The organism is Corynebacterium sp. c7Ub_26 (assembly GCF_053760365.1).
This window is the reverse complement of sequence record NZ_JBSNBL010000005.1, coordinates 135,264-160,381: the sequence shown is the minus strand read 5'-3', so window position 1 is coordinate 160,381 and position 25,118 is coordinate 135,264. Positions and strand designations below refer to the sequence as shown.

Here is a 25,118-nt window from a genome sequence, read left to right as displayed (position 1 = left end):
ACGGTTTGGTTAGTCCGATTTCTTTTTCCATAGGTAATAACCCTGGACACACACCACGAATACAAGCGAGAAAACCGCAATAATTTCTCCCACCGTTTCGTGCCCTGTTCTCATCGAGATGATGATAGCTAGAAAAAGCAGGCCCGTGACGTATCCAATCTTGTTCATTGCCACCCTAGCGAAGGATAGGAAATAGGTAGACGAAAACGATTGTAAACGTTAAATAACTCCGTTTACGTTAACTAGATGTGAATAATCGGAAAGCCACATAAACAACGAGCGATATAACAATCACGAGAGCACGAGCAAATAAGCGAAATGCGACCGGAGGCCCTCGTCGGGAATTCTCGACACCCGTCTACATGCCAATCCACGTTTTCTCCACAAACCTCCCCGCCGTCGCCAAGTTTGAGTAACTTAGATCACATGAATACTCGCACTGCAGCCCTCCTCGTCAAACGCGTTCTTCGCTCGCCACGCCTCTTCGCCGCCGCCATGAGCGCGTACCCACCTCTTCTTGCTGCAGGAGTGAGAATCCGGGGCATCCCCGACGATTGGTCGTCGGCACACCTCGTACTCAAGGTCAACCGGCTCAACAGCAATGCGCACGGGGCAGCATTCGGCGGATCGCTGTTCTCCATGACCGATGCCATGTTCGGCATGCTCGTTATGCAGCGCCTCGGGCGGGAGTACGAAGCCTGGACGCGCACCGGTACGTTCCAATACATCAACCCCGGCCGCAATAACGCCCACGCCACGGTCCGGGTCACGGACGCGATGGTCGAGCAGATCAAACACGAAATCGCATCTGAGGGCTTCTGCAACATCCCGTACACCACGGTCATTACTAACGACGACGGCTCTACGGTCGGCATTGGCCAGCAAGAACTCCACTGTCGGCTGCGCAAGAGTAAAGAAGCGCAACGCTCCCACCGCGAGCAGGAGCGTGGAGGTTCCTCCCCTCGTGTGGTCAACCGTCGCATTGAGCCCCACGAAGCTCGCGGAATCACACTTCTTTCATTAGCGACGGCGGTCGCGTGGCGTGCTTTCGGCCCGGCGTCATCCTCCGCCAAGCACGATGACACCACGGCATCAAACAACGCCGCCACCCTAACCACTCTCCTCAGCGCAGCCCGACGAATCCCCGACCCGGAGGACCGCGCGCGGTTCGTCGTCAAGAAAGTACTAGAGGAAAACGCACTCACGCGTCAGGACATACAAGAGATGGGAATTCCATCCCGGCTCATTCCCAACGAATAGAACCGCGGCTACTCTGACCACGCGACCACGCCCCAACACCGTTAACCGCTCTGCACCTGCGTCGTTACACTGGAAACTATGAGTAGCGCACATTATCCGAACGTGTACCGAGCTGCAGATGACCGCTACGAACCCGAGGCACACTCCCCCATGCCTTACAACCGCTGCGGGGATAGCGGCCTGAAACTTCCCGCGATCACACTGGGATTGTGGCACAACTTTGGTGGGGATCGCCCGCTGGAAACGCAACGCGCAATCCTCCGTCGTGCGTTCGACCGCGGCATCACCCACTTCGACCTGGCCAACAACTACGGGCCGCCACTCGGATCCGCGGAATCCAACTTCGGCCGCATTTTTGCCCAGGATTTCCGCCCGTATCGCGAAGAAATGGTGATTAGCTCCAAAGCCGGCTGGTATATGAATAGCAGCCCATGCGGCTTCGGGGGCAGCAGAAAGTACCTGGTAGGAACCCTGGATGCGTCATTGAAGCGGATGGGCCTGGACTATGTGGACATCTTCTACCACCACCGTCCCGACCCTGACACGCCGCTGGAAGAGACGATGAGCACGCTCGACCACATCGCACGGTCGGGACGCGCGCTCTACGTCGGCATCAGCTCATACTCGCCCGAACTCACGCGGCAAGCACAGAGCATCGCCCGCGACCTGGGCACACCACTCACCATCATGCAGCCGAGTTACTCCATTTTTAACCGGTGGATCGAAGGCCCCGACGGCCCCACCGACCCATCCGTATCCCCCGCCGCGAAGACATCGCTGCTGAAAACATGCGCGGAGAACGGCATGGGAGTTATTGCGTTCTCTGTACTGGCTCAAGGCCTGCTGACCAGCAAATACCTCAACGGTATCCCGGAGAATTCACGCCTGGGCAACCACAAGATGAACTCCACATTCCTTAACGACGACACTCTAGAAGGCATCCGCGCCCTCAACGCCATCGCCGAAGAACGTGGCCAATCGCTGGCACAAATGGCAATCGCCTGGGCACTTCGACGGCCAGAGGTGACGTCGGCACTGATCGGGGCCAGCTCGGTGGAGCAACTCGACGACAGCCTCGGCGCGCTGGACAACCTGTCATTTACCGACGAGGAGCTGCGCACGATTGACCGCTACGCGGTTGACCGAAATATCAACCAGTGGCAAGTAACGACGGACTCCCGTGACTAACTCCGAGCACGACACTAAGGGCGGCGACGGGAACGGCGACGTGAGTGGCCGCGATACAAGTAACGACGCGGCCCCGGTGGCGAGCGGCCGCCCCCTCACCCGGCGCGAACGCATCATCAGGTGGGCAACCGGGTATCACAGTCTCGAATGGTGGAACGAAGCCAAAGAACGCCCCTCGATGTCGATGGTTCCGCTGACCATTACAGCCGTGATGGTGGGGTTCGGCACCGGCATCATTGCGTCCTACTTCCGCGTATGCCTCGAGCACGCGGAAGCGTGGCGGACCACGGTTTTCGGGTGGTCACAAGGCCACGGGATCATCGGCGTGATCGTCGCCATTGTTGCTCCCGCGGTTTTGGCCATAGTCGGAGCTGCGATGGTTCGCCACCTGGAACCGGTGGCGGAGGGGTCGGGAATTCCCCGCGTCGAGGCCATCGTGAAGGGCAACGCCAACCCCACCCACATGCGCCTGTTGCCCATCAAGTTCGTCGGCGGGCTGATGTCCATCGGTGGCGGTTTGGCGCTGGGTCGCGAAGGCCCGTCGGTGCACCTGGGTGCGTCGGTGGCGACGATCCTGGGGCGGACGTACCGCAATAACCGCGCCGACCTGCGCTTATTGATCGCCGCCGGTGCAGCCGCCGGACTCACGACCGCGTTTTCCGCGCCACTGGCCGGTGCCGTGTTCGTGCTTGAAGAGCTGGTCAAGCGCTTCGAGGCGAGAATGACGGTGGCGGTTCTCTCGGCTTCCGGGGCGGCGTATTCCATGGCGCATGTGATCGTCGGGGATGACCACGTGTTCCCGCTACCCGAACCTGCCCCGCCGACGCTGGATAACGGCCCGTTTTTCCTGGTCGTGGGCCTGGTCGCTGGGTTCGCTGGGCTGCTGTACAACCGCACGCTCATGCGGACCCTGGCGGTGGTCGACGCGTCAACGTTCCCTGTGGAACTCCGCGCAGGCATGATCGGCGCGGCCATCGGTGTTGTCGATTATCTCGGTCCCAATCTGGTGGGTGGCGGAGACTCGTTGACGATGGATGCTCTGATGGGGCGGGGCACCGTCATGGTTCTCCTCGGCCTGCTGATCTTGCGTTTCATCATGGCGATCGGTTCGTATGTCGCGCTCACGCCGGGCGGTTTGTTCGCCCCCATGCTTGTGTTGGGCGCTGAGCTCGGGCTGATCGTTGGGCTTGTGTGCCACGCGCTGTTCCCGCAGGTCGCGCCGGATCCGTCGGCAATGGCCATCGTCGGGATGGCAGCACTATTTGCCGCGAGTGTAGGCGCGCCGGTGACCGGGCTCGTTCTGACCACCGAGATGACGGGTGCCGTTGTGCTCCTCCCGCCGCTTTTGGGTGCGTGTGCAGCCGCGATGTTCATTGCCGTGGTGTTTAAGTGCCGTCCTATTTACGACGCTTTGGGTCTGCGGTCGGCACGGAACGTTGCGAAGAACGCCGCCGCCATTGAGGAGCGGACGCAACGGGCGATGAAAGCGGAACATGAGCAGTAGCGGGCGAGTGGCTCGCTACTGATTAGCCCGACCTACTACTTACGCCGCACCATGATGCAACCGCTCGTGCCCGCTGTGGTCCTTCGCTTCCAATTGGAATGTGGTGTGCTTGATGGCCACCGGGAAGTGCTGCGCTGTGCAATCTTCCAGAGTGTGAAGAATCCGGTGGTGATCGGCCGCGGAAAGGCCACTATCCACCGCCACGTGCGCGGTCAACGCCACCACACCAGTACTGATCGTGTTGATGTGGAGGTCGTGACAATCCTTCACCCCATCGACACCGCAAATATGTTCGCGCACGTCATCGAGGTCGATTTCGTCGGGGGTGGCCTCCATCAGGATTCGGATCGCCGTGCGGAGAAGAGTGAACGCGCGCGGAACCATCAGCGCAACGATAAACAGGGACGCGATCGAGTCAGCGCGCACCCACCCCGTCGCTAATCCGATAATCGCGGCAAGAATGACAGCCAGTGAGCCCAAAGCGTCATTAACCACCTCAAGGAATGCGGCGCGCATATTGAGCGAACTTTCGCGCCCACCTGCCAAAATGATAATCGACGCGGCGTTGGCGACCAGGCCGATCGTTCCGATGATGAGCATGGGCAGGGGCTCCACGTCGGGCTGGTTAATGAGGTGGGATATGCCCTCTACCGCGACAACTCCGCAGATAATAATCAGCATGCCCGCCTGCAGTGCGGCGGCAAGCACCTCCGCCCGCGACCATCCCCAGGTGAAGCGGTTATTGCGCGGCCGCTGCGACAAATGCACGGCAATTAGGGCGATGACCAGGCCCGACGAGTCAACCAGCATGTGGCCGGCATCGGCGGCTAGGGCCAGCGACCCGGAGATCCACGCACCAATAAGCTCTGCGATCAGGATGGTTGCGGTGACCGCGAGGGCGGCAATCAGACGGCCCCGCGACGAGGCCCCATGATCGTGGGAGTGACCATGAGAGTGGCCGTGCCCGTGCTCGTGTTCGTGCGCCTCCACGTGGTCGTGTCCGTGGGACATGTTGTGAGCCATGATCGTCTCCAAAAAGTATTCGGGCACCAGAAGAGGTATTCAAGCAATAGTGAGCGTCATGACATGGCAGCCGTCATCGGCCATAGTGCTCGCCACCGCGGCCGTATCCACCGCGCGAGTTTGTTTTCAATAGCGCCGTCGTCGTTTTCAATAATTCTGACACTAACACCCACTCACCTGATACGACAAGGCTTTTTCCTAAACTAATCTCAGCTCACACCCCCACATCATCACCATACCGATGTCACGGTATTTTCATTAAGCAACCGCAACCACCCACTCACACACCAACCCACCCCGACATTCCCCACTACAAGGCCAATTCCGGCAGCGTGGAATTCTGACCTGCAACTGATACCCTGGGAAACTGTTTATTGTCTGTTTATGTCCACTTAAACCCACAGGTGTTGATGCTTCGTGGAGCTTGTCGCGATCCCCTTGTTCGTGGTGCTCGCCCTCATCCTGGTTCCCCTGTTTGTTCGGTTACTTGATCGCAACGCAGGGTGGCCCCTAGCCCTTATTTTCATCGCGTCCGCCATCCCGCTCCTCCGGAAGTTGCCCGACATTATCGACGGCAATCCCTGGACCTGGAAGGTCACATGGATTAAGGACTTCCTACCTAACGGCGCCGACGTGGCCTTCTCACTCCGCGCCGACGCCCTATCCACCTTCTTCGCCCTGCTCGCGTTGGGCATCGGTGCAGCCGTGTTCATCTATTCGACACGGTATTTACACGGTGGCCGCGGGTCCATGAGCTTCTACCTGCTCATGACAGCTTTCATGGCCGCCGTCGTCACCCTTGTTCTTGCCGACGACGTCATCCTGATGTTCATCTCGTGGGAGCTTGTTTCACTGGCGTCGTTCTTCCTGATCGCGCGGTCTGGCCCCGACGGCGAGCTGGGATCAATGCGCACGATCATTCTGACGTTCTTTGGTGGGCTTACGCTGCTGACCAGTTTGGGTATTAGCGCTGGTGTGACGGGTACGACCAGCCTGTCGGGGATTATTCATTCGCCGGAGTGGGCTCATCACCCCGCGTTGCTCTCCGTCATCGCCGTGTTGATTGCGACGTCGGCGTGCACGAAGTCGGCGCAGTTCCCCTTCCACTTCTGGCTCCCCGAGGCGATGGCGGCAGATACTCCGGTGTCCGCCTTCCTCCACGCGGCAGCCGTCGTGAAAGCGGGAATTTACCTGCTCTTGCGTTTCTCCGCGCTCTTCCATGACGACGCGTGGTGGCGCTGTCTGCTCATCATCGTCGGCATGTTCACCGCGATTATGGCGGCGCTGTTTGCTCTGCAGAAGAACGATCTGAAGAAGCTGACCGCGTACTCGACGGTGTCTCAGCTGGGCTGGATTGTGTGCACCATTGGTATTGGTACTCCGCTGGCCATGGCCGCCGCGGTGGTGCACACGCTGGCGCACGCGTTGTTCAAGTCCAGCTTATTCATGCTGATCGGCGTGGTGGACCACCAAAACGGGACGCGCGATATTCGCCGGTTGGGACCGATCTGGCGAGTCATGCCGTGGACATTCAGCATGGCACTCATCGCCGCGACGTCCATGGCCGCGGTGCCGCCGCTGTTCGGCTTCATCTCCAAAGAAGGCATGTTGGACGCCATGATGGAAGGCGAACTAGCCACCCCGGCCACCGCCTTCCTGCTCATCTGCGCTGCTGTGGGCGCGATCCTGACCTTCGCCTACTCCTACCGCTACATTTTCGGCGGTTTCGTCGACGGAACACGCGACGTCAGCGACGTCCACGAGGCACCGCTGTCCTTGTGGCTCCCCGCGGCGATCCCCGGTTTCCTGTCCCTGCCGCTCGGTTTTGTCCCCGGCTTCATGAATTCCTTCGTGGACGCCGCAGCGGATTCCGCACTGAGCACGCACCACGCGACCCACACTCACCTCGCCCTGTTCCACGGCATCAACGTGCCGCTGATGATCAGCGTCGTGGTCATCGTCGTCGGTGTCACTTGTGTCGTGTTCCGCAAGGCCATTGCGCGGGTTCTCGTCGGCAAGGAACTGTCCCCCTTTACTGGAGCGCACGTGCTCCAAGGTGTCATTACCGGTGGTTCCCGCTGGGGCAAGCTGGGCGGTTCCATGGCGGATTCGGTTTCGCCGACGCGCCACCTGGCCCTCCCGTTCTTGGCGGTCATTACTCTCGCGGGTTCCGTGGCTATCGGGGCGCTGTTTAACGGTGGCGCCATCGATGGCGTCGATATGGGCTCCCGGGTGGGTGGAATTGACCGCCCGCTGGATTACGTTGCCCTGGTCACGGTCATTATTGGCGTGGCCATCGCGGTCATGGCACGACGTCGTTTGTCGGCTGTGATTGCGGTCAGTGCTGCCGGTGTCGGTGTTACTTTGCAGATTCTGACTCTGGGCAGCCCCGATGTGGCGCTCACCCAGATTTTGGTTGAGTTGCTGACGACCGTGGTCCTCATGCTGGTCATCCGGCTGCAACCGCGCGACTTCACGGAGCGGTCCGCACGTCGTGATCGCTGGGCTGGAACGATCGCAGTTCTTATGGGATTGACGACGACGGTCGGCGTGATCGCGCTGGTCGGCTACCACGGAAAACCGTTGATTTCGCAGTGGTACCTCACCAATGGGCCGACGATTTCGCACGGTAATAACGTCGTGAACACCATCCTTGTGGAGTTCCGTGCTTTCGATACCATGGGCGAGCTTTCCGTGCTCGGCATGTGCGGTGTGGCGATCGCCGCGGTGGTCCTCTCCGTGCCGCGTGTGCGCGATGACATCCGCGGATCCTTGGCCGCCATCCCACGCCCGGAGTTGAACTCGTTACCGATGAGGTGGATGGCGAAGCTTCTTATCCCCGTCCTGATCCTGATCAGCGCGGCGGTATTCTGGCGCGGCCACAACCACCCCGGCGGCGGGTTCATCGCAGCCCTGATCGGCGGCGGTGCGCTGATGTTCTACTACCTGTCGCGTCCGGCAGATAAGGCGCCGACCAACAACCGGCTCCCCTACATCCTGGTGGGATCGGGTATTTCCTTGGCGGTCCTGGCAGGTCTGGCTGGTTACCTCGGCCACGGCTCCGGTGAGGAAGGCGGGCACGGTTCCCGCGGTTCCTTCCTCCAGCCGCTCAATGCCCACGTTGGTGGCAAGCTCTTGACGACGGCCCAAATTTTCGACGCTGGCGTTTACCTGGCCGTTCTCGGTTTGGTGGCCATTGCGCTCCTGCAGTTGGGCGGGTCCATCCGGCCCGGCGCGGAAGCACCGTTAGGGCCTGTGCGTGCGCATGGTGGCTTCTCCCCCGTCGGCTCTAATGAGCCTGATTATGCGCCGTCGACCGCGGGTACCGACCGCGACACCGTGTCTGAATCGACATCCGATAGTGGCGGCGATACATCCGGCCGGAAACCCGTCGACACCGTGGAGGTGGAAGAATGATTATCGCAATAACGATTGGTGTGCTGACCGCCGGCGGTGTGTTCCTGGTTCTGCAACGAGGAATGGTCCGGCTGATCCTCGGGATGACGCTCATTGGCCACGCCACCAACTTGACTCTGCTGGCTGCCGGCATTGGAGCGTGGCGGTCGGAGCCCATTATGAGTGGCACGAACCCGCAGGACGCAGCCGATCCCCTGCCGCAGGCTTTCGTGCTGACGGCGATTGTTATTTCGATGGCCACCACCGCGTTCATGCTGGCCTTGGCCGCGTTGGGCCGCTCCGATGACACGCTGAGCGACCCGGTCAAGGAATTCCCCGATTTGTTCGCGGCGTTTAAGGACTCGGTGTGGAGCACGGAGGAAAAGTCCGTGCCCGCTAAGAAGAAGGTGGCACAGGACCAGGCGAAAGGCTCGCAGGACGAGGAGCAAGATGCTCCTACCGACGACGCCTATGTTTTGCCTGATCACGTCACCCATGAGGTGACAGCGCTGCAGACGATGGGCCGTAGTGCGCGTCGGATTTCCACGGACTCGAACCAGTATCAGCGACGCCAACAGCGCGAGGAGGGCATCGAATAGATGGCAACGTCAACTATCGCGGCGCTGCTGCCGCTTTTCCTTGCCGGGCCTCTGGCGGCCGCGGCTCTTGCCGCCATGTTGCCGTGGAAAATAGCACGCATCGCCTTGGCTTTCGTGGTGCCGGTCGTCGGTTTTTCCGCGGGCCTGAGCCTCATGATCTACCACTGGAATCACCCCGCGATCGCCGAGAATGTGGGCGGTTACGCTGCGGGGATCGCGATTCCGTTCGCGTCGGATTCGTTCTCGTCGCTCATGATCACGATGACCTCGATTGTGTGCCTGGTCTCCGTGTGGTTTGCGACGGCTGTCGGAGAGATGAACGCGCGCTTCTACCCCGCCCTGGTGTGCATGCTGATGGGCGGCGTGTATGGCGCGATGAGCACGGCGGATCTGTTCAACCTGTTCGTGTGCATTGAGGTCATGCTTCTGCCGTCGTACGCGTTGCTTGCTATGACGGGTACGTTGCAGCGTCTCCGTTCTGGCCGCTTATTTGTGCTGGTGAACTTGATTACATCGGCTGTGCTGGTCATTGGTGTCACGCTGACCTACGCGACGGCGGGGACGTCGAACTTGCCGGCCCTGGCCAGTGCGGCTCGGGGCAACGGGCCCGTGGTGGTGACGGGCGGTCTGATTCTTTTGGCGCTGGCTATTAAAGCTGGCCTGTTCCCCGTACATACCTGGTTGCCTCGCACCTATCCGAACACGTCACCGGCTGTTATGGCATTGTTCTCTGGTCTGCACACCAAGGTGGCGTTCTATGCGATCTTCCGCATTTATGCTGTCATGTTTGGCCTGGATGACCGCTGGTCGTGGCTCATTCTGGTGATTTGCGTGGCGGCCATGCTTGTTGGTTCGTGGGCTGGCTTGGGTGAGCGGACGATGCGTTCGGTTCTGGCCTACCAGATGGTCAACGGTATGCCATTTATGCTCGTTGGCCTGGCATTTGTCGGACACGATCCCCGACGGATGCTGGCCGCGGGCGTGTTCTACGCGGTTCACCACATGACGGTGATTGCGTCGCTGGCCCTCTCCATCGGCTCGATCGAGGAGACGTACGGAACTGGCCGTTTGCAGCGCCTGTCCGGCTTGATGCGTCGTGACCCGTTGGTTGCGGCCGTGTTCGTCGCCGGCGCTTTGTCGATCGTCGGTTTGCCGCCGTTCTCCGGCGTGATCGGTAAATTGGGTGTTGTGATGGCTGTGGCCAGCGACTACTCGGTGAAGTCGTGGATTGTGTTGGCGGCCATCGTCATCGCCGGCATGGGCGCGCTGCTCTCTATGCTCCGGCTGTGGCGCGAGGTGTTCTGGGGCAAACCCATGAACCCGCAGTACGTTGACCGCCAACTGGCTGTCCCGGTGCGGTTCATTTTGCCGTCCGCGGTGATGGCCCTCATGTCAGCCGGGCTGCTGGTGGGCGCTGGACCCGCCATTTCGGCGACGAACCACGCGGCGGATTCGCTGCTCAACGTCAAGGCCTACCAGAGCGCCGTTCTTGGCGACGACGCGGTGGGCGTCGCGAACACCGGTGGCGCTGGCCTGACCGGTGATTCCCATGATCCGGCCGAGGTTCCCGAGGACAAGATTGTTCATCACGATGATGAGGGCGAGCACGCGGCCGGAGACGACCACGCCACTGACCACAACGCGGCGGGCACTGGCCACCACGCCGATTCACATCAGCGTCAAGCGTCGGCGATGATTGCAGGTACCACAGGAGGGCAAGAATGAAAACAGTTCGTCTAACTCTGCATGCCCTGCGGTACGGTGCGTGGCTGATTGAGCAGGTGTTATTGGCAACGTGGTCCATCATTGTGGATGCCAACAAGCGCCGGTCGGAGATCGATCCGATCATCGTGGCGTACCCGTTGCGTGTGCAAACAGACCGCGAGGTCGGCCTCTTTACGACGTCGATCACCATGACGCCGGGGACGTTATCGCTGGGGCTCCTCGAGGTGGGCGATGCCCTGCCTCAGGACGTGTCCGATTACCCCGGACCGCATGAGCCGATGCCGGCCGAAGATGCTCCTGATGGACGGATTCTCCTGGTTCATGCTGCGTTTGGTAGCGATCCGGAGTCCATCATGCAGGAGCTGGCAGAGATGGAACAGCGGCTTGCCCCGCAGGTGTGCCAGCGCACGCACCCGCGGTGCGCTAATGGTTACACCAGTAAGTTGTATTACTCGGATGATGCGCCCAACGGTGGCCCCGGGCCGAAGTCCTTCACTAAGCCCGGCGGGCCGAGCATTCCCCCTGGTTATGCCGGTGGGGATACGGATGCTACCGGGTTCTCTGTTGAGTCCATTGTTCCGGAGTCCGCCGAGCCGTCGCGTCGGAACGCTTCACAGGAGGAGAGCTAACTATGACATTCGTCTTAATTCTTGTGAGCGCGGTCATCATTGCCTCCTTGTTAGCGGCATTATTGCTGATGGCACGGTGTGATGACTTGTCCCGCACAGTGTTGTCCGACGTTATTTTCTTCGGCGCGGTCGGACTGTTCCTGGTGTACTCACTGGGGAACCGAACAACCATCACCTACGAGGTCGCCGTCTTCGCCGGGGTGCTGAGCGTCCTGAGCTCAGTTGCCAACTCGCGCATCATGGTGGGAGGCCAACGATGATCGTCAACATCATTATTTCCGTACTGATCGTGATCGCCGCCATCGCCTTCATCGACGAGGTCATCGAAATGTGGCGGGCGCCCGATGCCCTCACCCGCGTCAACCTCACCGGCCCCATCACAGGCGTCGGAGTCCCCCTGCTCATCATTGCGAACATGATTCGTTCTATTGCCGACGGCAACGAATGGTACGTCGTGCTAGTGAAGTCCGTGATCGCAATCGTCGCGTGCCTGATGGTCGCGTCGGTGGGATCGTTCGTGATGGGACGTTCCGTCCACGCCGAACAAATCCGGCGCGGACAGAGCGCGACCATGGGCAAAGGCGCAGGCTACACGGGCAAAGCCACAACGACGACGGGAACTCCTCTGGACGGCCAGGCCGGCGGAGACAAAGACTAAGCGGGGGTTGAGCATCGAAATCGGGGGGCATACGTCTTAGTCAAAGCCAAACAGCACTTTTCCCAATTGCAAACGTCAAACACCTAGTTCTAGCCCTTAAGGTCGGACCTAAGGAAACTGAGCTCACCGCGTAGACTTAATTGACTGACTTATCAACGATTGAACCCAGGTTAACGGAAAGAAGTGTTGACACTGCTAGTAGGCCAGACATTGAGGTAGAGCGGTGTCCCCTCTTCAGTCGACCCTAAACACGGCACAAAGATTTCCCCTCAACGCACGTATTTCATTCCTGCACCCTATCGATTCTAGAAGCAGTGAAACGGGCACCACACAGGGTGAAAACCATCCCAGCCATCAACAAAAACGCCGCAGCGGTGAAACTCAAGTCGGTTGAATCACTAAATGCGATAGCGATGACCGCAGGACCCATTATTTGCCCTAAGCTGTACCACGTCGTCAATGAAGCGGCTGCAACTGGACTCCCTGTTTTGATCCCCGCTTCGATAGTGAGCATGGTCGCCCCCATGAAAGTAGCACCAAACAAAGCCGCTGCGATAAACAAGAGAGTTGGCCCAGAGCTGAAGACAGCCACTACAGCACCAGCAACCTGTAGTGTGTAACATCCCGCAAGAGCTTTGAAGTTTCCCAACCGGTTCGCTACAAAAGACCAAAACAACGGAGATGGGGCAGTAGCAACGCCCGCCAACAACCACGTCGAAGCAGCAGCTGTTTGCCCAAAAACTGGCTGTGCCAAGACGACAAGGTACGTGCCGATGATGATATAACCCGCACCTTGGAAAAGGTATCCAGCCGATAACCACCATAATGGTCTAACCAAAGACTTCTGTCGTCGGTCATTTTGTCGATGAATTGAAGGAGAACCTGAGCTAGCTTCGTGTATTGGCCAATTCCATGCGACTAGCGAAAGTACTGCGCTAACTCCTGCGCAGATAAGCCAGAGTGCTTGCCATGACATAGCACTCCCACCCACGAGCACAATGCCACCGGAAAAGAGGATCCCCAGCCCAACTCCGGCATAAACTATTCCACCATCATGAGCCCTGCGTTTGACCACAGGAATATTCTGCGTAACGGAAACGAAAACTAAAGCTGAGCTGATACCAGCTAAAAAGCGGATCACTACTTGCCACCACGGTGAACCTGAGGAGGCAACCGCTGCCAAGAGTGCTGTCGTTAACACGAGCGCCCACCTGTACAACTTTTTCGAAACCGATACCCATCCCCGAGAGGCAGCTAAAGAGCCCACAAAATAACCGGCATAGTTGGAGGTAGCGATCCAGGCACTGGCCTGCCCCGTCCAGCTCAGAGAAGCTACCATCAAAGGCAAAATAGGAGTGTAAAAGAACCTTCCCAAGCCCATGGCTACCGCTAAGCCGGCAGCACCACGCGTCACAAGGGGAGGTAACTTCGCAGAAAAAGCATTCGTTCGGTCATTTTCAACCACAGCGAATTGGGCGTCGTTTTTAGGTTTCCCCACTAGTTTCCTCTTCCGCGATACTTTGGGCTATTTTTGCACCCTCTACTGCCGCCAAGATCAGCCCGAAGCCTTTCGGAGTTCGTTACATCACCGCGGGGCTCCGGGGTAAATGCCCTCCTACCAAGGGCACCGGAGACAAGGGTCATTTCTAGAGAATCATGGATAAAATCCTTATCTGATTAGGACTACAATGTGACTCACGCTACATGGTGTTTCGAGACTCCGATGGAGAATCCAAAAAAGAAAACCGTTAACCGCTATCGCTCCCCACATTTGGGACAGCCTCACACCGCCCTCGGGATGCGATAAGAGAAGAAAAAGAGTGGCCTAGGTGCATGAAGCGCTCAGGCCCACCGACGAGATTCTTACAGTGGTTCCGCCGATTGATCCCGACTCCCCCAAAGCGAAGAGGCCGATGACGAGTCGGAAGAAACCGGCACTCCCTCCCTGGAGGCTTCTTTAACCAGGTCCTTAGTTCCCCCGCATCCAACGAACCGAAAGTTCAACGCTGGCTGAGCGCGGGAAAACCACGTGCTCTATCAACAAACGCACGTTAAGAGCCATAGTTCTACATCCACAGCGTCTGGCGTCTAACTGTCTAATGGTCTATCGGTACGGTGTTCATTTACTTCGGAGCTGTCAGACTATTCCTGCTTTAATCACCGGGAAGCCAAACAACAACACTGGACAAGCCGCTTCCGCTACAGCCGTCGTAAATCGACCGTCGTCTGGACTTCTGCACACCAAGAAAACACCTACCCCACCCCTGGACCTCATTTCTTTTTGATATCATCCCCCAACAAAGGGGGATATTTCGCCCTTAAAAGTTTCGATTATATTTCGGTTACTGAAGTATCTCAGAACCATTACTCCCGTTGGCCACGGACACGGAAACCACTTTCTACCCAGGTAGTCAGCCCTCGAGGACACCACTACCAACTTCAGAGAAAGGACTATCCGTGCCAGCCAACGTCACGTCCGATTCCATCGATCGCGACAACACAAGGCACTGAAAGAACAAGTATCACAGGATCGGAGAACTGAGATCGGTTGAATCTCATAACGAGATACGCCCTCCACACGGACCCCGCACTACAGGCTTCTAATCAACTACGTACAACCACCGCATAGAGTCGCTTGGCGGTACAGGCGCTCAACACAAAACACCCCAGTGGGGGCTGACATTCGGCCCCCACTGGGGATTACTGCGGAGGTAGAGGGATTTGAACCCCCGGTCCGTGTTAGGGACGCTCGCTTTCAAGGCGAGTGCATTCGGCCGCTCTGCCATACCTCCAGGCGGTTATGTGTGCTGTATGTCAGCTCCCCATCGTCGATAACCGTCGTAAAACGGCACGAGATGGCGAAGCGCTTTCAGCACAACGTGACCATGCTAGCCCATCTGCACCGGCAACACCAAGCTCGGGAAAGGCTCCTTCCCGGCGCGATACGCGTCGGAATAGCGTGCCAAACCAGCGAGGCCAGACCGAGGCCAAACTGGGCCACTACGACCGGACCACACTGCGCGGCCACGAATCCTCTTTGCACCTACTGGCCACACTGCGCGGGTGCGAACTCTTTCTGGTGCGCTTTCACCACGGCAGCAAGGTCATTCAAAGCAGATTGCCCCGTCTCATACGTTCCATCCGAGGGGTGGGCTGCTAGGGCGACGGCTATTCGGCCCGTCGGGCCGTCGAAAAACCCAATCTGCCTGACCAGATAGGCACCATCTTCGTCTGGCCCCCATCCACCTTTGAAGTGGGCGCCGGGGATCGTGCCCAGACCCCAGCGCTGGTCGGGGTTAATCTGACCCATTTGGTCGATGACATATTCCGAGCCCGGCACGCAGGGAAGGTTCGCCGCAAACAGGGCGGAGTCCTCCACGGGCCACTGGGTTTGGCCAAAGCCCGAATAGTGGGGGCGAATCGCATCGATCTGCACCTTCGTATTGGGGTTGCCGCCGTCAGCTAAAACCTGGTGGACCGCTTGCCCAGAGGCTTCTCCGCCGCCCAAGGATCGCCATAAAGCGTCGGCGGCGACGTTGTCGGACGAACGGATAGCGTCCCGAACATTCGCTTGGATGTCGTCGGAATTGTTATTGCGGAGGGCAGCAATAGCCAGCGGCACCTTGATGGACGACCACGCGGGGTATGGATCGACGTGCCCGAAACGTCGGACTTGCTCGCCATCAGAGACAGCCAACTCCGCCATTCCTCCGTATTTCTTAATGACTTGATCAACCGCTTGTTGCATGGGCGCGTCGGCTTTACCCGATAACTCCGGGGTGCCCGCCTCCGTATTCTCGATGGACGGGTGAGGGCCGGGCACGCTGGGCGCCAGCGTATCGGCATTTTCTGGCACGGATGATGGTGTGGAATCGGCTCGATCCTGGTTGCCGATTGTGCAGGATGACAGCATCAAACCCGACGTGACCAGCCCGGCGACACACATGCGAAACCGGCGACGACGGTGCGAGCGTGAAGCATCGGTTCCAGGTAAGTTGCCCATCATTGAATGTAAACCCTTTCGTCGTCCGGACCCTCACAGGTAACAAAGCCACCATTATCGCGGCAGTTCATGACGATATTTCGCCCACTGACTGGGCTTTTGACGTCCACCGTCATGTTTGTAGTCAGCGTTTTGACGTATTGCTGGGCGAAGACCCTCCGCGCTGCCACCGCAAACGCCGCGGGTGTGCTGTCCGACCCGGTGTACGCCAGGTTAAACTGCCCGGCCTCGTCATCCTGGATGGCGGCCGCGTTGGCGGGGATAGCATCGTCGGGAAGCGGAGCTGTTGTCGGCCGGTTCTTAATGGTGGACAGCCGGACCTCCTGATCACCCTTCGGTTCGCCATCGCCCTGTTGGTGTGTGGAACCGCCTTGTTTGTTCCCATCGCCACCACCGCCGGTCTCGTCGCCATTCTGGTCATTCGCAGTATTCGACGCTGTGTGGTGGCTATGCGAGGACCCGGGGGTCCTTAAAACGCCTGATTGCCATGCGGCGAACGTTCCGCCAAACAGCGCGCCGGCGACAACGCCCACACCGATGGACACCGCAGCAACTGAGTGCCAACGCCGTTTCGACGGGCCCACGGGGACGGACGATTTGGATGGTCTCGAGCCAGAGGGCCGACGAGAGACGTGGGAATCGGAGGTGTCGGGTTTGTGGGGCGCGGGTTTTGGCGGTGTGGGTTGTGCCGGTGTCTCCGGTTTTGTCGGGCTGGGTGGGGTTGGTGCCCGTTTGTCCAGTTCCGTTGTGGAGGCCGGACTCTTCGACGACGCTGAACGGGCCCGTTCCGGAATGTAGCGCTGCGGTGTCCCTGATTCCTCAGGAGACAATGTGTGGGGAGCGGACTTGTCCTGCGCCGTATGTCTGCCACCAGCGTCCGCGTCCTTTTTGCCGCTGGTTGTCGTGGTGGGAGACGTGTCGAAAGAAGCACTGGGAGCCTCAGCGCCCTGCTTGCCGCGGGCCAGAAGTTCCGCAACGGTGACCTGTCTGCCACCGCGTGACGTGCTCTGATGCGCGGAATACCGTCGGCTATTTTTCTTTGCTTCGCCCTGGTCAGCGTCATTCTGTGACGCGGAATCCGCCTGCTCGATGTGGTTGGTGAACCGCCGTTGGCTAGATTCGTCACGAGCAGAGCGTGCGTGCTTGTTCGCATGTCTGCCCATGAGTCACCTGTACCCTACGCGGTCGTCACCTTTCCCGAAAGCTTTATTATGCGCAATCTATAGCAATTTATACAATGCAGACGCGCATTAGCATTCCAAACAAGCCTATACCCAGGGGAAGTGTGCATCGCAATGCATACGCTCCACGCGCATGCTCTTAGCGCGGACTCTCAACGCGTCCAGCCGTCGGCATCGCCACCAACGATAATGACGATGTTTTAGGAAATAATGACGATCGCATTCCTGCCACCGTCACACCGCACATACTGGCCATTATCAACACAATTCATGTCGTAGGTGCGGTGAAGATCCGGACTATACACATCTCTTAGCGAGGCATTCAGTTCGCCCGTCGAAAGATAATTCCGTACAAATGCATCCCGAACATTCCTTGCAAAAGGCAACGTTGTGACTCCACCCATCACATACACATTGTTTAAATTCCCAGCTGGTTCATTGTTTGCTGCTGCTTGATTTGCGGGTTCAACTCCCGACGGCAAATTGGGGTATTGAGGGCGTCCCGACGAATCGTCTCTTCCGTTACTCGTGTCTCCGCCCGACGTTTGGCCGTCGTTACTATTGCTGTCGTTCTGACCCCCAGTGGTGTTTTTGCCCTGATTGCCGGGATTCTGAGCATTGCCATTATCTTGTCCAGCCTCGCGCGATTGGGAGGAGCTGGCCTCATTTTTCGAAGTAGCGAACCAACCCTGTTCCCGTCCGACGAAGAACAGGCCCACCACGACCACGAGCGCCACCACCGCGGTGATAAGCGTTAAGACTTTTCCGATCGGAAATCCGGACGTCCCCGAACCCGCCCCAACCGTCGCGGAACCGGCACGGGGTCCATACGCAGCACTACCTGGATACTGCTGCTGGTCGTATTTTTGCTGGCCATATTGCTGGCCCTGGGGATATTGCTGTCCGTACTGTTGGCCTTGCCCGTATTGCGTCGAATATTGATTCGGCTGCTGGTACTGGCCCTGCTGCGAAGCGCCATACCCCTGCGCGAAACCCTGCCCATATTCTTGGGCGCCATTCTGGGTCTGCCCATACTGTCCTTGCTGAGCAGCGGATGCCCCCGGCGGGGATGGCTGAGACTCCGTCGTTTCGGTCACGTCATAATTCGCATCCTTGGGTGCTGAAGTGCCACTACCCGACTGTTGGGAGTTGCCATCTGGTTGATAGCCGTATTTCGGCGGGACACCTCCGTTGGAGTGATCCCCGACATCACCCCACGCCTCGCTGCCCCCATCTGACGTGTGCGAATACCCGAAACCGTCCGAATCAGACGTCGACTTATCGTTATTCCAGTTATCCGAGGAGCGAGGCATGGCTTTCCTTCTGCTCATCGCTGCACTGGTTGCCGGAAACAACACAGCGAGCTCTTAGCACGACTTACCTATAGCGTATCGAAATATGCGCCTGCGCACGACGAACCCACGCCTCTACACTCGACGTCATGAAGGCAATTATTCAACAAGACACCGCTGACCCCACCTCGTTGGAGTGGACCGACACCGACGACCCCACCCCCGGCCCCGGAGAAGCGCTCGTCCGTATCCACGCCGCCGGCGTCAACCGTGGCGATGTTCTCCAAGCAGCAGGACATTACCCACCGCCGCCCGGCGCATCAGACATCATCGGGCTCGAAGCTGCGGGAACGATCGAAGCATTCGGCCCTCCCCTGGAGTCAGGCTCGACGTCGGCACGCGAATCCGATGAGCAAGCTAGCGAGCAGTCCGAAACACAACCTGCCAAGCAATGGAGCGTCGGCGATGAATGTGGGATGCTCCTCGCTGGCGGGGGATATGCGGAACGTGTTGCCGTACCCATTACCCAGCTCTTTCCTGTGCCGCGCGGATGGTCGCTCACCGATACGGCGGGCGTGATTGAGGTTGCCGCGACGGTGTGGTCGAACTTGGGGATAGTCGCTGACATGCAGAAAGGCCAGACCGTGCTGATCCACGGCGGGTCGGGCGGCATCGGCACGTTCGCCATTCAGCTGGCTCACGCGATGGGGCTGACCGTCGCCACCACCGCGGGCAACGCCGACAACCTGGAGCTATGCCGTTCGCTGGGCGCGGATATCCTCATCAATTACAGGGACGACGACTTCGTCGCGGTGATGAAAGAGCACGGCGGTGCCGACATCATCCTGGATATCATGGGCGCAAAATACCTGGATAGCAACGTGAAAGCGTTGGGTGAGAAAGGCCACCTTGTCATCATCGGCATGCAGGGCGGCGTGAAGGGCGAGCTGAACATCGGGCGGCTGCTGTCCAAGAGAGGATCGATCACGGCGACGAATGTGCGCGGCCGCTCCCTCGACGACAAAGCCGCCGTCGTAGCCGACACGATTAAACACGTCTGGCCTCTTTTGGAGGATGGAACCGTGTCCGCGCAGGTGACGAAAACACTTCCTATTGCCGACGCGGCCGAGGCTCACCGGCTGCTGAAATCCCGTGAGATCACCGGGAAAATCGTGCTGACCGTGGAATAGGGCCCCGACAGCTGGGCGTGGGCCCGCGGCCTGGAATCGCGCCCCCGACCAGCCCTGATCAGCGGAGAACCGAGACCGACCTCAACAGATGGTCGACGTCGTGGGCAGTGTTGTACGGCGCCAACCCAACTGTCAAGGCCCCGCCGGACTCCGTGACCCCCATGGCGTCGAAGAGCGAATCGCTGTCCGCGACGCCCACGATCACTCCGTTGTCGGCCAGGCGCGCCTGAGCCGCCTCCGCCGACATCCCGGGAATGATGAAACTAATGCGCGGCACGCGTTCAACATGCGAGGACTCGTCGTCGAACCCGATGACATAGACGCCCAAGTCCTTCAATCCGTAAACCAAATGCGCTGCGAGAGCCGTGAGATAGGTGTCGATCTTCGGCATGGTCGACTGCAACCGTCGACGACGCGTACCCGTCGCGGAATCGTCGAGACCAGCCCAGTGATCAACGAGCGCCGCCACGGAACCACACAGTGCCGCCTGTGGGGGATCCCACTCCACCACACCGGCACCGGCATGGCGGCCACGCCCCTGACCGGCCGAAACACCCAGCGCGGACGAGGAGACGGACGAGGCAGAACTCCATCCTCGACGCCGTGGCGGACGCAGACGATCAAACATCGCCTCATCGCGGAACACCAGTGCACCGAGCTCAGGCCCGCCCAGCGGAGCCAAATCCAGCGCCACCACGTCGGCACCCCACGACTGAATCTCCACGTGTCGGTAGGGCAGCACATCGGTGGCGTCGACAATGGTCCAGGCTCGCGGTGAAATGCGGTGCACCGAGCTGGAAATAGCCTCCACATCGGTGACCACCCCCACCAACGCATGGGCAGCGGGCAAGGCCACGATCGCCGTCGACGGGGATACCAGTGACGTAAACTGCCAGGCAGGAAGGGCACCCGACGCGAGATCGGCCTCTGCCCACTTCACCGTCGCCCCATACAAATGCGCGGAGCGCACCCACGGGTCAATCGCGGCATCCGCATTGTTCCGAGCCAGCACGACCTCGGTGCCGATGCCGACGCGGTGGCTCAGGCAGTCCGCCAAGTTACGGAGCAGGGCCGCGCGGGACGGGCCAAGGACCACCTGGCTTGCCCGGGCCCCGACCAGATCGGCAACAGCCCGGCGCGCCGAGGCCACATAGCTATCGCCGATCGGCGCGCCCGACTTCTGACTCTGAGAATGGCTACCCGACGTTGCTTCAACCGCCGTACGCAAATGGGCGTTCCTGAACGAATACGTCGCCGCTGTGTTCACTCGCTCCGGAATCTGCGCCTGTTCCTGCGCGTTTAAGTACACCCAGCCCTCGCCTAACCAAACATAGAGTCCACGCGCGTGGGCGACGTCGAACATGGCACACCTTTCCTTAGACGAACTGGGGACACGGTTCATGCAGGTTTCTACCGCTATTCGCTTGTTATTGCGACGCGTCATGATCACTGACCCACCGCACACAATAACGGTTTAGTAGCTCCAGCGTAATCTACCCGTCGCTGCTGACACGATGAACATCAGCAAGGCACACCACTGGGATTAATAACTGGTTGTCCCATCACACAGGTAGGGTACGGATTATGGCTGACATAGAACCAACTGAGGGCACGGCCGCGAACAACGCCGGCGCGGGTTCCGATGAAGCCGGGGGAATTGCGCTTCACCGAGCCCCTCAGGCCGACATCGATCGGATGATTAAAGAGCCCACCAGCTCTATACCGCCTTCGCAGTCGCAGACCCTCCGAGCAGCATGGGTCGACCTTGTACGCGGCTTCCAGTCGTACGAGCTGTGGCTATCGCTGGGGATGCAAGACATCAAACAGCGCTACCGTCGCTCAGTCCTTGGCCCACTGTGGATCACGATCGCCACTGGTGTCATGGCCCTGGCGCTCGGATTGCTCTATTCGCTGCTGTTTAACATTCCGCTGCATGATTTCCTCCCGCACGTGACCGTCGGTCTCATCATCTGGGGTTTTATCTCCGGGTGCGTGATCGAGGGGGCACAAACATTCATCGCGAATGAGGGGTTAATTAAGCAGCTACCAGCGTCGTTATCGGTTCACGTCTACCGGTTAGTGTGGCGACAGTTCCTCTTCTTGCTGCACAACCTCGTGATCTATGTCCTGCTGATGATCATTTTCCCGCGCCCGCTGGGCTGGGATTGGTTCCTCTCCATCCCCGCGCTGGCACTAATCGTCATTAATGGCGTGTGGGTCGGAATGTTCTTCGGGATTATCTCAACCCGCTTCCGTGATATTGCGCCGCTTCTCGAATCGCTTATTCAGCTGGCGTTTTATGTCACGCCGATCGTGTGGACAATGCAAACATTGCGCGATCGTGGCGGTGCCGCCGGTGAGCGCGCCCGCATTGCCGAGCTCAACCCCCTCATGCACTACCTCGAAATCGTCCGGGGCCCGCTCACTGGTGTTCCGGTCATGTGGTACAGCTGGGTGATCGTCGGTCTGTGTACCATCGTTGGCCTGCTCATCACGACGATTGCGATGCGGCAATGGCGTGGCCGCGTGAGCTACTGGGTGTAAACGCGATGTCCGATACACGCACAGTTGCCTCCGCGGTACACACAACGGATCATGGGGACAGGAGAAGCCACAATCATGGTCAGTATTGATACCTACAATGCGTGCGTCGATTTCCCCATTTTCGACGCCAAATCACGCTCGCTGAAGAAAGCGTTCCTCGGAGCTGCCGGCGGAGCCATCGGCCGGAACGCCGATAACGTCGTCGTTGTGGAGGCGCTGAAGAACGTCAACCTTCACCTTCAGGATGGCGACCGGGTGGGACTCGTCGGCCATAATGGTGCAGGTAAGTCCACGCTGCTTCGTCTGCTGTCGGGAATATACGAACCCACCCGCGGGTCTGCGGAGGTTCGCGGGCGCGTGGCCCCGGTGTTTGATCTGGGAGTCGGCATGGACCCGGAGATCTCCGGCTACGAAAACATCATTATCCGCGGCCTGTTCCTGGGGCAGACGCGCAAGAAAATGCAGGCCAAGATGGATGAGATCGCCGAGTTCACCGAGCTGGGCGACTACCTCGACATGCCGCTGCGCACCTATTCCACCGGTATGCGCGTGCGCCTCGCACTCGGGGTTGTGACGTCCATCGAGCCAGAAATTCTTCTTCTCGACGAGGGCATCGGCGCTGTTGATGCCGCGTTCATGGCGAAGGCGCGTGACCGGCTCCGCGAAATGGTGGAACGATCCGGAATTTTGGTGTTCGCCTCCCACTCGGACGAATTCCTGGCGCAATTGTGCACGTCCGCGTTGTGGGTGGACCACGGGGAAATACGCCAAGCTGGGCAGGTGGACGATATCGTCGAACAATACGAAGGGCCCGAAGCCGCTGAACAGGTGCGTCACGTGATGCGCGATATGGCGATTGAGCACGCGCAGAAGAACGGCAGCGTGCCGGCGTCCAGCACGGGTGCGCCCAGTTCCGCAGGCTCTTAGCGGGTTATTTGGTGGATTATTGTGCAGCCTGTCCTTGCCCACGCGGGCATGTGCGATACTAACCGCATGTCTCTTTCTTCGTCGGACCGCATTGCCGCTGTCATCGTGACGCATAAACGCCGTGACCTGCTGGCTAACTCGCTGCACATTGTCGCAAGCCAAACCCTGGCACCGGAGTGGGTTGTCGTGGTGGATAACGGCAATGAGCCCGAAGTCAAAGACCTCGTAGAGAGCGTCTGCGCCGACAGCCCGACCTCGCCGACGCCCGTCTACCTCCCCTCGCAGCACAACCTCGGCGGAGCTGGCGGTTTCGCCTACGGATTCTTGACCGCACTCGCCCTCGGTGCCGACGCCATCTTCTGTGCCGACGACGACGGCCGGCCGGAAAACACCGAGGTCCTGGCCACATTAATGCGCGTTGCGGAAAAACACGGGCTTGAGGAAGTCAGCCCCGTGGTTGCAGGGATTGAAAACCCCGACCAGCTGGCATTCCCGGTTCGCCTGCCCGGCACCGTCGAATGGAAACGGAAGCGAAGCGAGCTGGAGGGTACCGAGAACGGCACCTTCATCCCCGGCATCGCGTCGCTGTTTAACGGCGCGTTGTTCAGCGCGAATGCCGTCGACCAGTTGGGAGTACCCGATCTTCGGCTGTTTATCCGTGGTGACGAAGTTGAATACAACCGTCGGCTCAACCGGTCCGGCCTGCCTTATGGGACGACGCTGGAGGCTGCCTACCTGCACCCGACGGGGGCGGACGAATTCAAACCCATTTTCTTCGGGAAACTGCACACGCAGTATCCCGATAACGAGAACAAGCGGTATTTCACGTACCGCAACCGGGGTTACCTTATGAACCAGCCCGGCATGAGGAAACTCATACCCCAGGAATATGCGCGTTTCGCCTGGTTCTTCCTTATTCAGCGGAAAGATCCCAAAGGTTTTGCCTCCTGGTTGAAGCTTCATCGCCAGGGACGTCATGAGCGCTTTACTCGCCCTTAGCGCAGAGGGCGGGGGTGCATAGCCCCCTCTTCATTCTTTAAGCATTGTCTGACCTACCTTGTCCGAGTACATTAACCATGCACGGACAGAAAAGGAACGTCATGCTTATTGCGAATCTCCTGCTTGCTCTCCGAGAAGGCTTTGAGGCAACCCTTATAGTGGGAATCCTTTTCGCCTACCTTAAAAAAGCTGGTCGGCAAGATGTCTACCCCAAACTATGGCTAGGTATCGGACTGGCAGCCCTCGTCCCCCTCTCATTCGGTGCCATCCTGACGTGGGGGCCGAAGACACTCACCTTCCAGGCACAAGAGATCATCGGCGGAGGACTCTCCCTCGTCGCCGTGGCCCTTGTGACCTGGATGATTTTTTGGATGGGGAAGAACTCCCGCCAGATGAAAGGTGAACTCGAGGGCTCCATGGCGAAAACCCTGGGCGAGCACGAATCCGGCTGGGGCGTCGTATGGATCGCCGTCCTCGCCGTGGGCCGCGAAGGCATGGAAACCGCGCTGTTCATCTGGGCCACCGTGAGGTCGTCGATCGAAAACAACGTGGCGGCCACCACGACGGGCGTCGTGCTTGGGCTGATTATTGCCATCATTCTCGGGTGGGCTGTGTACAAAGGTGCAGCTCGCATCAACATGCGCATGTTCTTCGCCGCCACCGGCATTTTCCTCATTTTCGTCGCCGCTGGTATTTGCTCCTACGGCATCGGAGACCTCCAAGAAGCCGGAGTCATTCCTGGTGTCATGAACCACGCGTGGAATGTTTCCCACCTGCTCCCCGAAAACACGTCCCCGCTGTACTGGGTTTATGTGGTGGGACAAGCGATGTTCCAAATCAACGTGCAGCCCACTGTCGGCCAAGTCATTGCCTGGTGGATGTACCTAGTGCCTGTCCTCGTGTTGTTCATTCTGCAGATCAGGGGCAAGGTTTTCGCTCCTTCAGCTCCTTCAACCCCGGCGCGGTCTGCAGCATCTGCCACTGGCAAATAGTCCTGTTC

Annotated in this window: 21 protein-coding genes and 1 tRNA gene; 14 read left to right on the top strand and 8 right to left on the bottom strand. The window is 59.2% G+C overall.

Features of this window, described 5'->3' with window-relative positions:
- Positions 1–9: 9 nt before the first annotated feature.
- Positions 10–174 carry a hypothetical protein gene (locus tag ACWORE_RS09545; protein WP_406605325.1) on the bottom strand — a complete coding sequence of 55 codons (165 nt, stop codon included), beginning with the start codon at positions 172–174 and terminating at the stop codon, positions 10–12.
- A gap of 252 nt (positions 175–426) precedes the next feature.
- On the opposite strand from ACWORE_RS09545, the gene ACWORE_RS09540 reads away from it, so the two are divergent.
- The 3 genes from ACWORE_RS09540 to clcA all read left to right on the top strand — a co-directional run bounded on the left by ACWORE_RS09540 (position 427) and on the right by clcA (position 3,952).
- Complete coding sequence (locus tag ACWORE_RS09540; protein WP_455303651.1) at positions 427–1,260, top strand: DUF4442 domain-containing protein; 834 nt, start codon at positions 427–429, stop codon at positions 1,258–1,260.
- Positions 1,261–1,338: 78 nt separating this feature from the next.
- Positions 1,339–2,448, top strand: coding sequence for an aldo/keto reductase (locus ACWORE_RS09535; protein ID WP_455303650.1), 1,110 nt, complete (start codon positions 1,339–1,341; stop codon positions 2,446–2,448).
- Positions 2,441–3,952, top strand: coding sequence for a H(+)/Cl(-) exchange transporter ClcA (gene clcA / locus ACWORE_RS09530; RefSeq protein ID WP_455303649.1), 1,512 nt, complete (start codon positions 2,441–2,443; stop codon positions 3,950–3,952). The genes ACWORE_RS09535 and clcA overlap by 8 nt, the downstream gene beginning before the upstream one ends.
- Positions 3,953–3,991: 39 nt before the next feature.
- On the opposite strand, the gene ACWORE_RS09525 is transcribed toward clcA, so the two are convergent.
- Positions 3,992–4,975, bottom strand: coding sequence for a cation diffusion facilitator family transporter (locus ACWORE_RS09525; protein WP_455303648.1), 984 nt, complete (start codon positions 4,973–4,975; stop codon positions 3,992–3,994).
- Positions 4,976–5,392: 417 nt separating this feature from the next.
- Here ACWORE_RS09525 and ACWORE_RS09520 point away from each other — a divergent pair, with 417 nt between their 5' ends.
- Genes ACWORE_RS09520 through ACWORE_RS09495 form a run of 6 tightly spaced genes read left to right on the top strand, consistent with a single transcriptional unit; the run spans position 5,393 to position 11,982 of the window.
- Positions 5,393–8,392 carry a DUF4040 family protein gene (locus ACWORE_RS09520; protein WP_455303647.1) on the top strand — a complete coding sequence of 1,000 codons (3,000 nt, stop codon included), beginning with the start codon at positions 5,393–5,395 and terminating at the stop codon, positions 8,390–8,392.
- Entirely contained in the window at positions 8,389–8,970 is a 582-nt protein-coding gene (locus ACWORE_RS09515; protein ID WP_406605319.1) for a cation:proton antiporter subunit C, read from the top strand. Before ACWORE_RS09520 ends, ACWORE_RS09515 begins: the two co-directional genes overlap by 4 nt.
- Entirely contained in the window at positions 8,971–10,695 is a 1,725-nt protein-coding gene (locus tag ACWORE_RS09510; protein WP_455303646.1) for a monovalent cation/H+ antiporter subunit D family protein, read from the top strand. It abuts the gene before it with no gap.
- Positions 10,692–11,324 carry a Na+/H+ antiporter subunit E gene (locus ACWORE_RS09505; RefSeq protein WP_296138959.1) on the top strand — a complete coding sequence of 211 codons (633 nt, stop codon included), beginning with the start codon at positions 10,692–10,694 and terminating at the stop codon, positions 11,322–11,324. Before ACWORE_RS09510 ends, ACWORE_RS09505 begins: the two co-directional genes overlap by 4 nt.
- Positions 11,325–11,326: 2 nt before the next feature.
- Positions 11,327–11,584: a cation:proton antiporter gene (locus ACWORE_RS09500; protein ID WP_296138957.1), complete on the top strand. Its 258-nt coding sequence runs from the start codon at positions 11,327–11,329 to the stop codon at positions 11,582–11,584.
- The gene (locus ACWORE_RS09495) at positions 11,581–11,982 is read left to right on the top strand and encodes a monovalent cation/H(+) antiporter subunit G (protein ID WP_296138955.1); all 402 of its coding nucleotides are present in this window, start codon (positions 11,581–11,583) and stop codon (positions 11,980–11,982) included. The genes ACWORE_RS09500 and ACWORE_RS09495 overlap by 4 nt, the downstream gene beginning before the upstream one ends.
- A gap of 283 nt (positions 11,983–12,265) precedes the next feature.
- Here ACWORE_RS09495 and ACWORE_RS09490 read toward each other — a convergent pair whose 3' ends face one another.
- The 5 genes from ACWORE_RS09490 to ACWORE_RS09470 form a co-directional block, all read right to left on the bottom strand.
- Positions 12,266–13,480 carry a YbfB/YjiJ family MFS transporter gene (locus tag ACWORE_RS09490; RefSeq protein ID WP_455303645.1) on the bottom strand — a complete coding sequence of 405 codons (1,215 nt, stop codon included), beginning with the start codon at positions 13,478–13,480 and terminating at the stop codon, positions 12,266–12,268.
- Positions 13,481–14,688: 1,208 nt separating this feature from the next.
- Positions 14,689–14,774, bottom strand: a tRNA-Ser gene (locus tag ACWORE_RS09485).
- Positions 14,775–15,025: 251 nt separating this feature from the next.
- Positions 15,026–15,988 carry a hypothetical protein gene (locus tag ACWORE_RS09480; RefSeq protein WP_455303644.1) on the bottom strand — a complete coding sequence of 321 codons (963 nt, stop codon included), beginning with the start codon at positions 15,986–15,988 and terminating at the stop codon, positions 15,026–15,028.
- Positions 15,985–17,148, bottom strand: coding sequence for a hypothetical protein (locus tag ACWORE_RS09475; protein ID WP_455303643.1), 1,164 nt, complete (start codon positions 17,146–17,148; stop codon positions 15,985–15,987). Before ACWORE_RS09475 ends, ACWORE_RS09480 begins: the two co-directional genes overlap by 4 nt.
- A gap of 218 nt (positions 17,149–17,366) precedes the next feature.
- Complete coding sequence (locus ACWORE_RS09470) at positions 17,367–18,479, bottom strand: hypothetical protein (protein ID WP_455303642.1); 1,113 nt, start codon at positions 18,477–18,479, stop codon at positions 17,367–17,369.
- A 128-nt stretch (positions 18,480–18,607) separates the two neighbouring features.
- On the opposite strand from ACWORE_RS09470, the gene ACWORE_RS09465 reads away from it, so the two are divergent.
- The gene (locus tag ACWORE_RS09465) at positions 18,608–19,648 is read left to right on the top strand and encodes an NAD(P)H-quinone oxidoreductase (protein ID WP_406605313.1); all 1,041 of its coding nucleotides are present in this window, start codon (positions 18,608–18,610) and stop codon (positions 19,646–19,648) included.
- Between the two features lie 58 nt (positions 19,649–19,706).
- Here ACWORE_RS09465 and ACWORE_RS09460 read toward each other — a convergent pair whose 3' ends face one another.
- Positions 19,707–21,011: an aminotransferase class V-fold PLP-dependent enzyme gene (locus ACWORE_RS09460; RefSeq protein WP_296138942.1), complete on the bottom strand. Its 1,305-nt coding sequence runs from the start codon at positions 21,009–21,011 to the stop codon at positions 19,707–19,709.
- Positions 21,012–21,343: 332 nt separating this feature from the next.
- Between ACWORE_RS09460 and wzm the strand changes: the two genes are divergently transcribed.
- The 4 genes from wzm to efeU all read left to right on the top strand — a co-directional run bounded on the left by wzm (position 21,344) and on the right by efeU (position 25,110).
- Positions 21,344–22,192, top strand: coding sequence for a galactan export ABC transporter permease subunit Wzm/RfbD (gene wzm, locus ACWORE_RS09455; protein ID WP_406606139.1), 849 nt, complete (start codon positions 21,344–21,346; stop codon positions 22,190–22,192).
- Positions 22,193–22,267: 75 nt separating this feature from the next.
- A complete protein-coding gene (gene wzt, locus ACWORE_RS09450) occupies positions 22,268–23,119 on the top strand; it encodes a galactan export ABC transporter ATP-binding subunit Wzt/RfbE (protein WP_296139020.1) in 852 nt (283 codons plus the stop codon).
- A 66-nt stretch (positions 23,120–23,185) separates the two neighbouring features.
- Positions 23,186–24,118: a galactofuranosyltransferase GlfT1 gene (gene glfT1, locus ACWORE_RS09445; RefSeq protein ID WP_296138940.1), complete on the top strand. Its 933-nt coding sequence runs from the start codon at positions 23,186–23,188 to the stop codon at positions 24,116–24,118.
- Between the two features lie 101 nt (positions 24,119–24,219).
- Complete coding sequence (gene efeU / locus ACWORE_RS09440; protein WP_455303641.1) at positions 24,220–25,110, top strand: iron uptake transporter permease EfeU; 891 nt, start codon at positions 24,220–24,222, stop codon at positions 25,108–25,110.
- Positions 25,111–25,118: the final 8 nt, after the last annotated feature.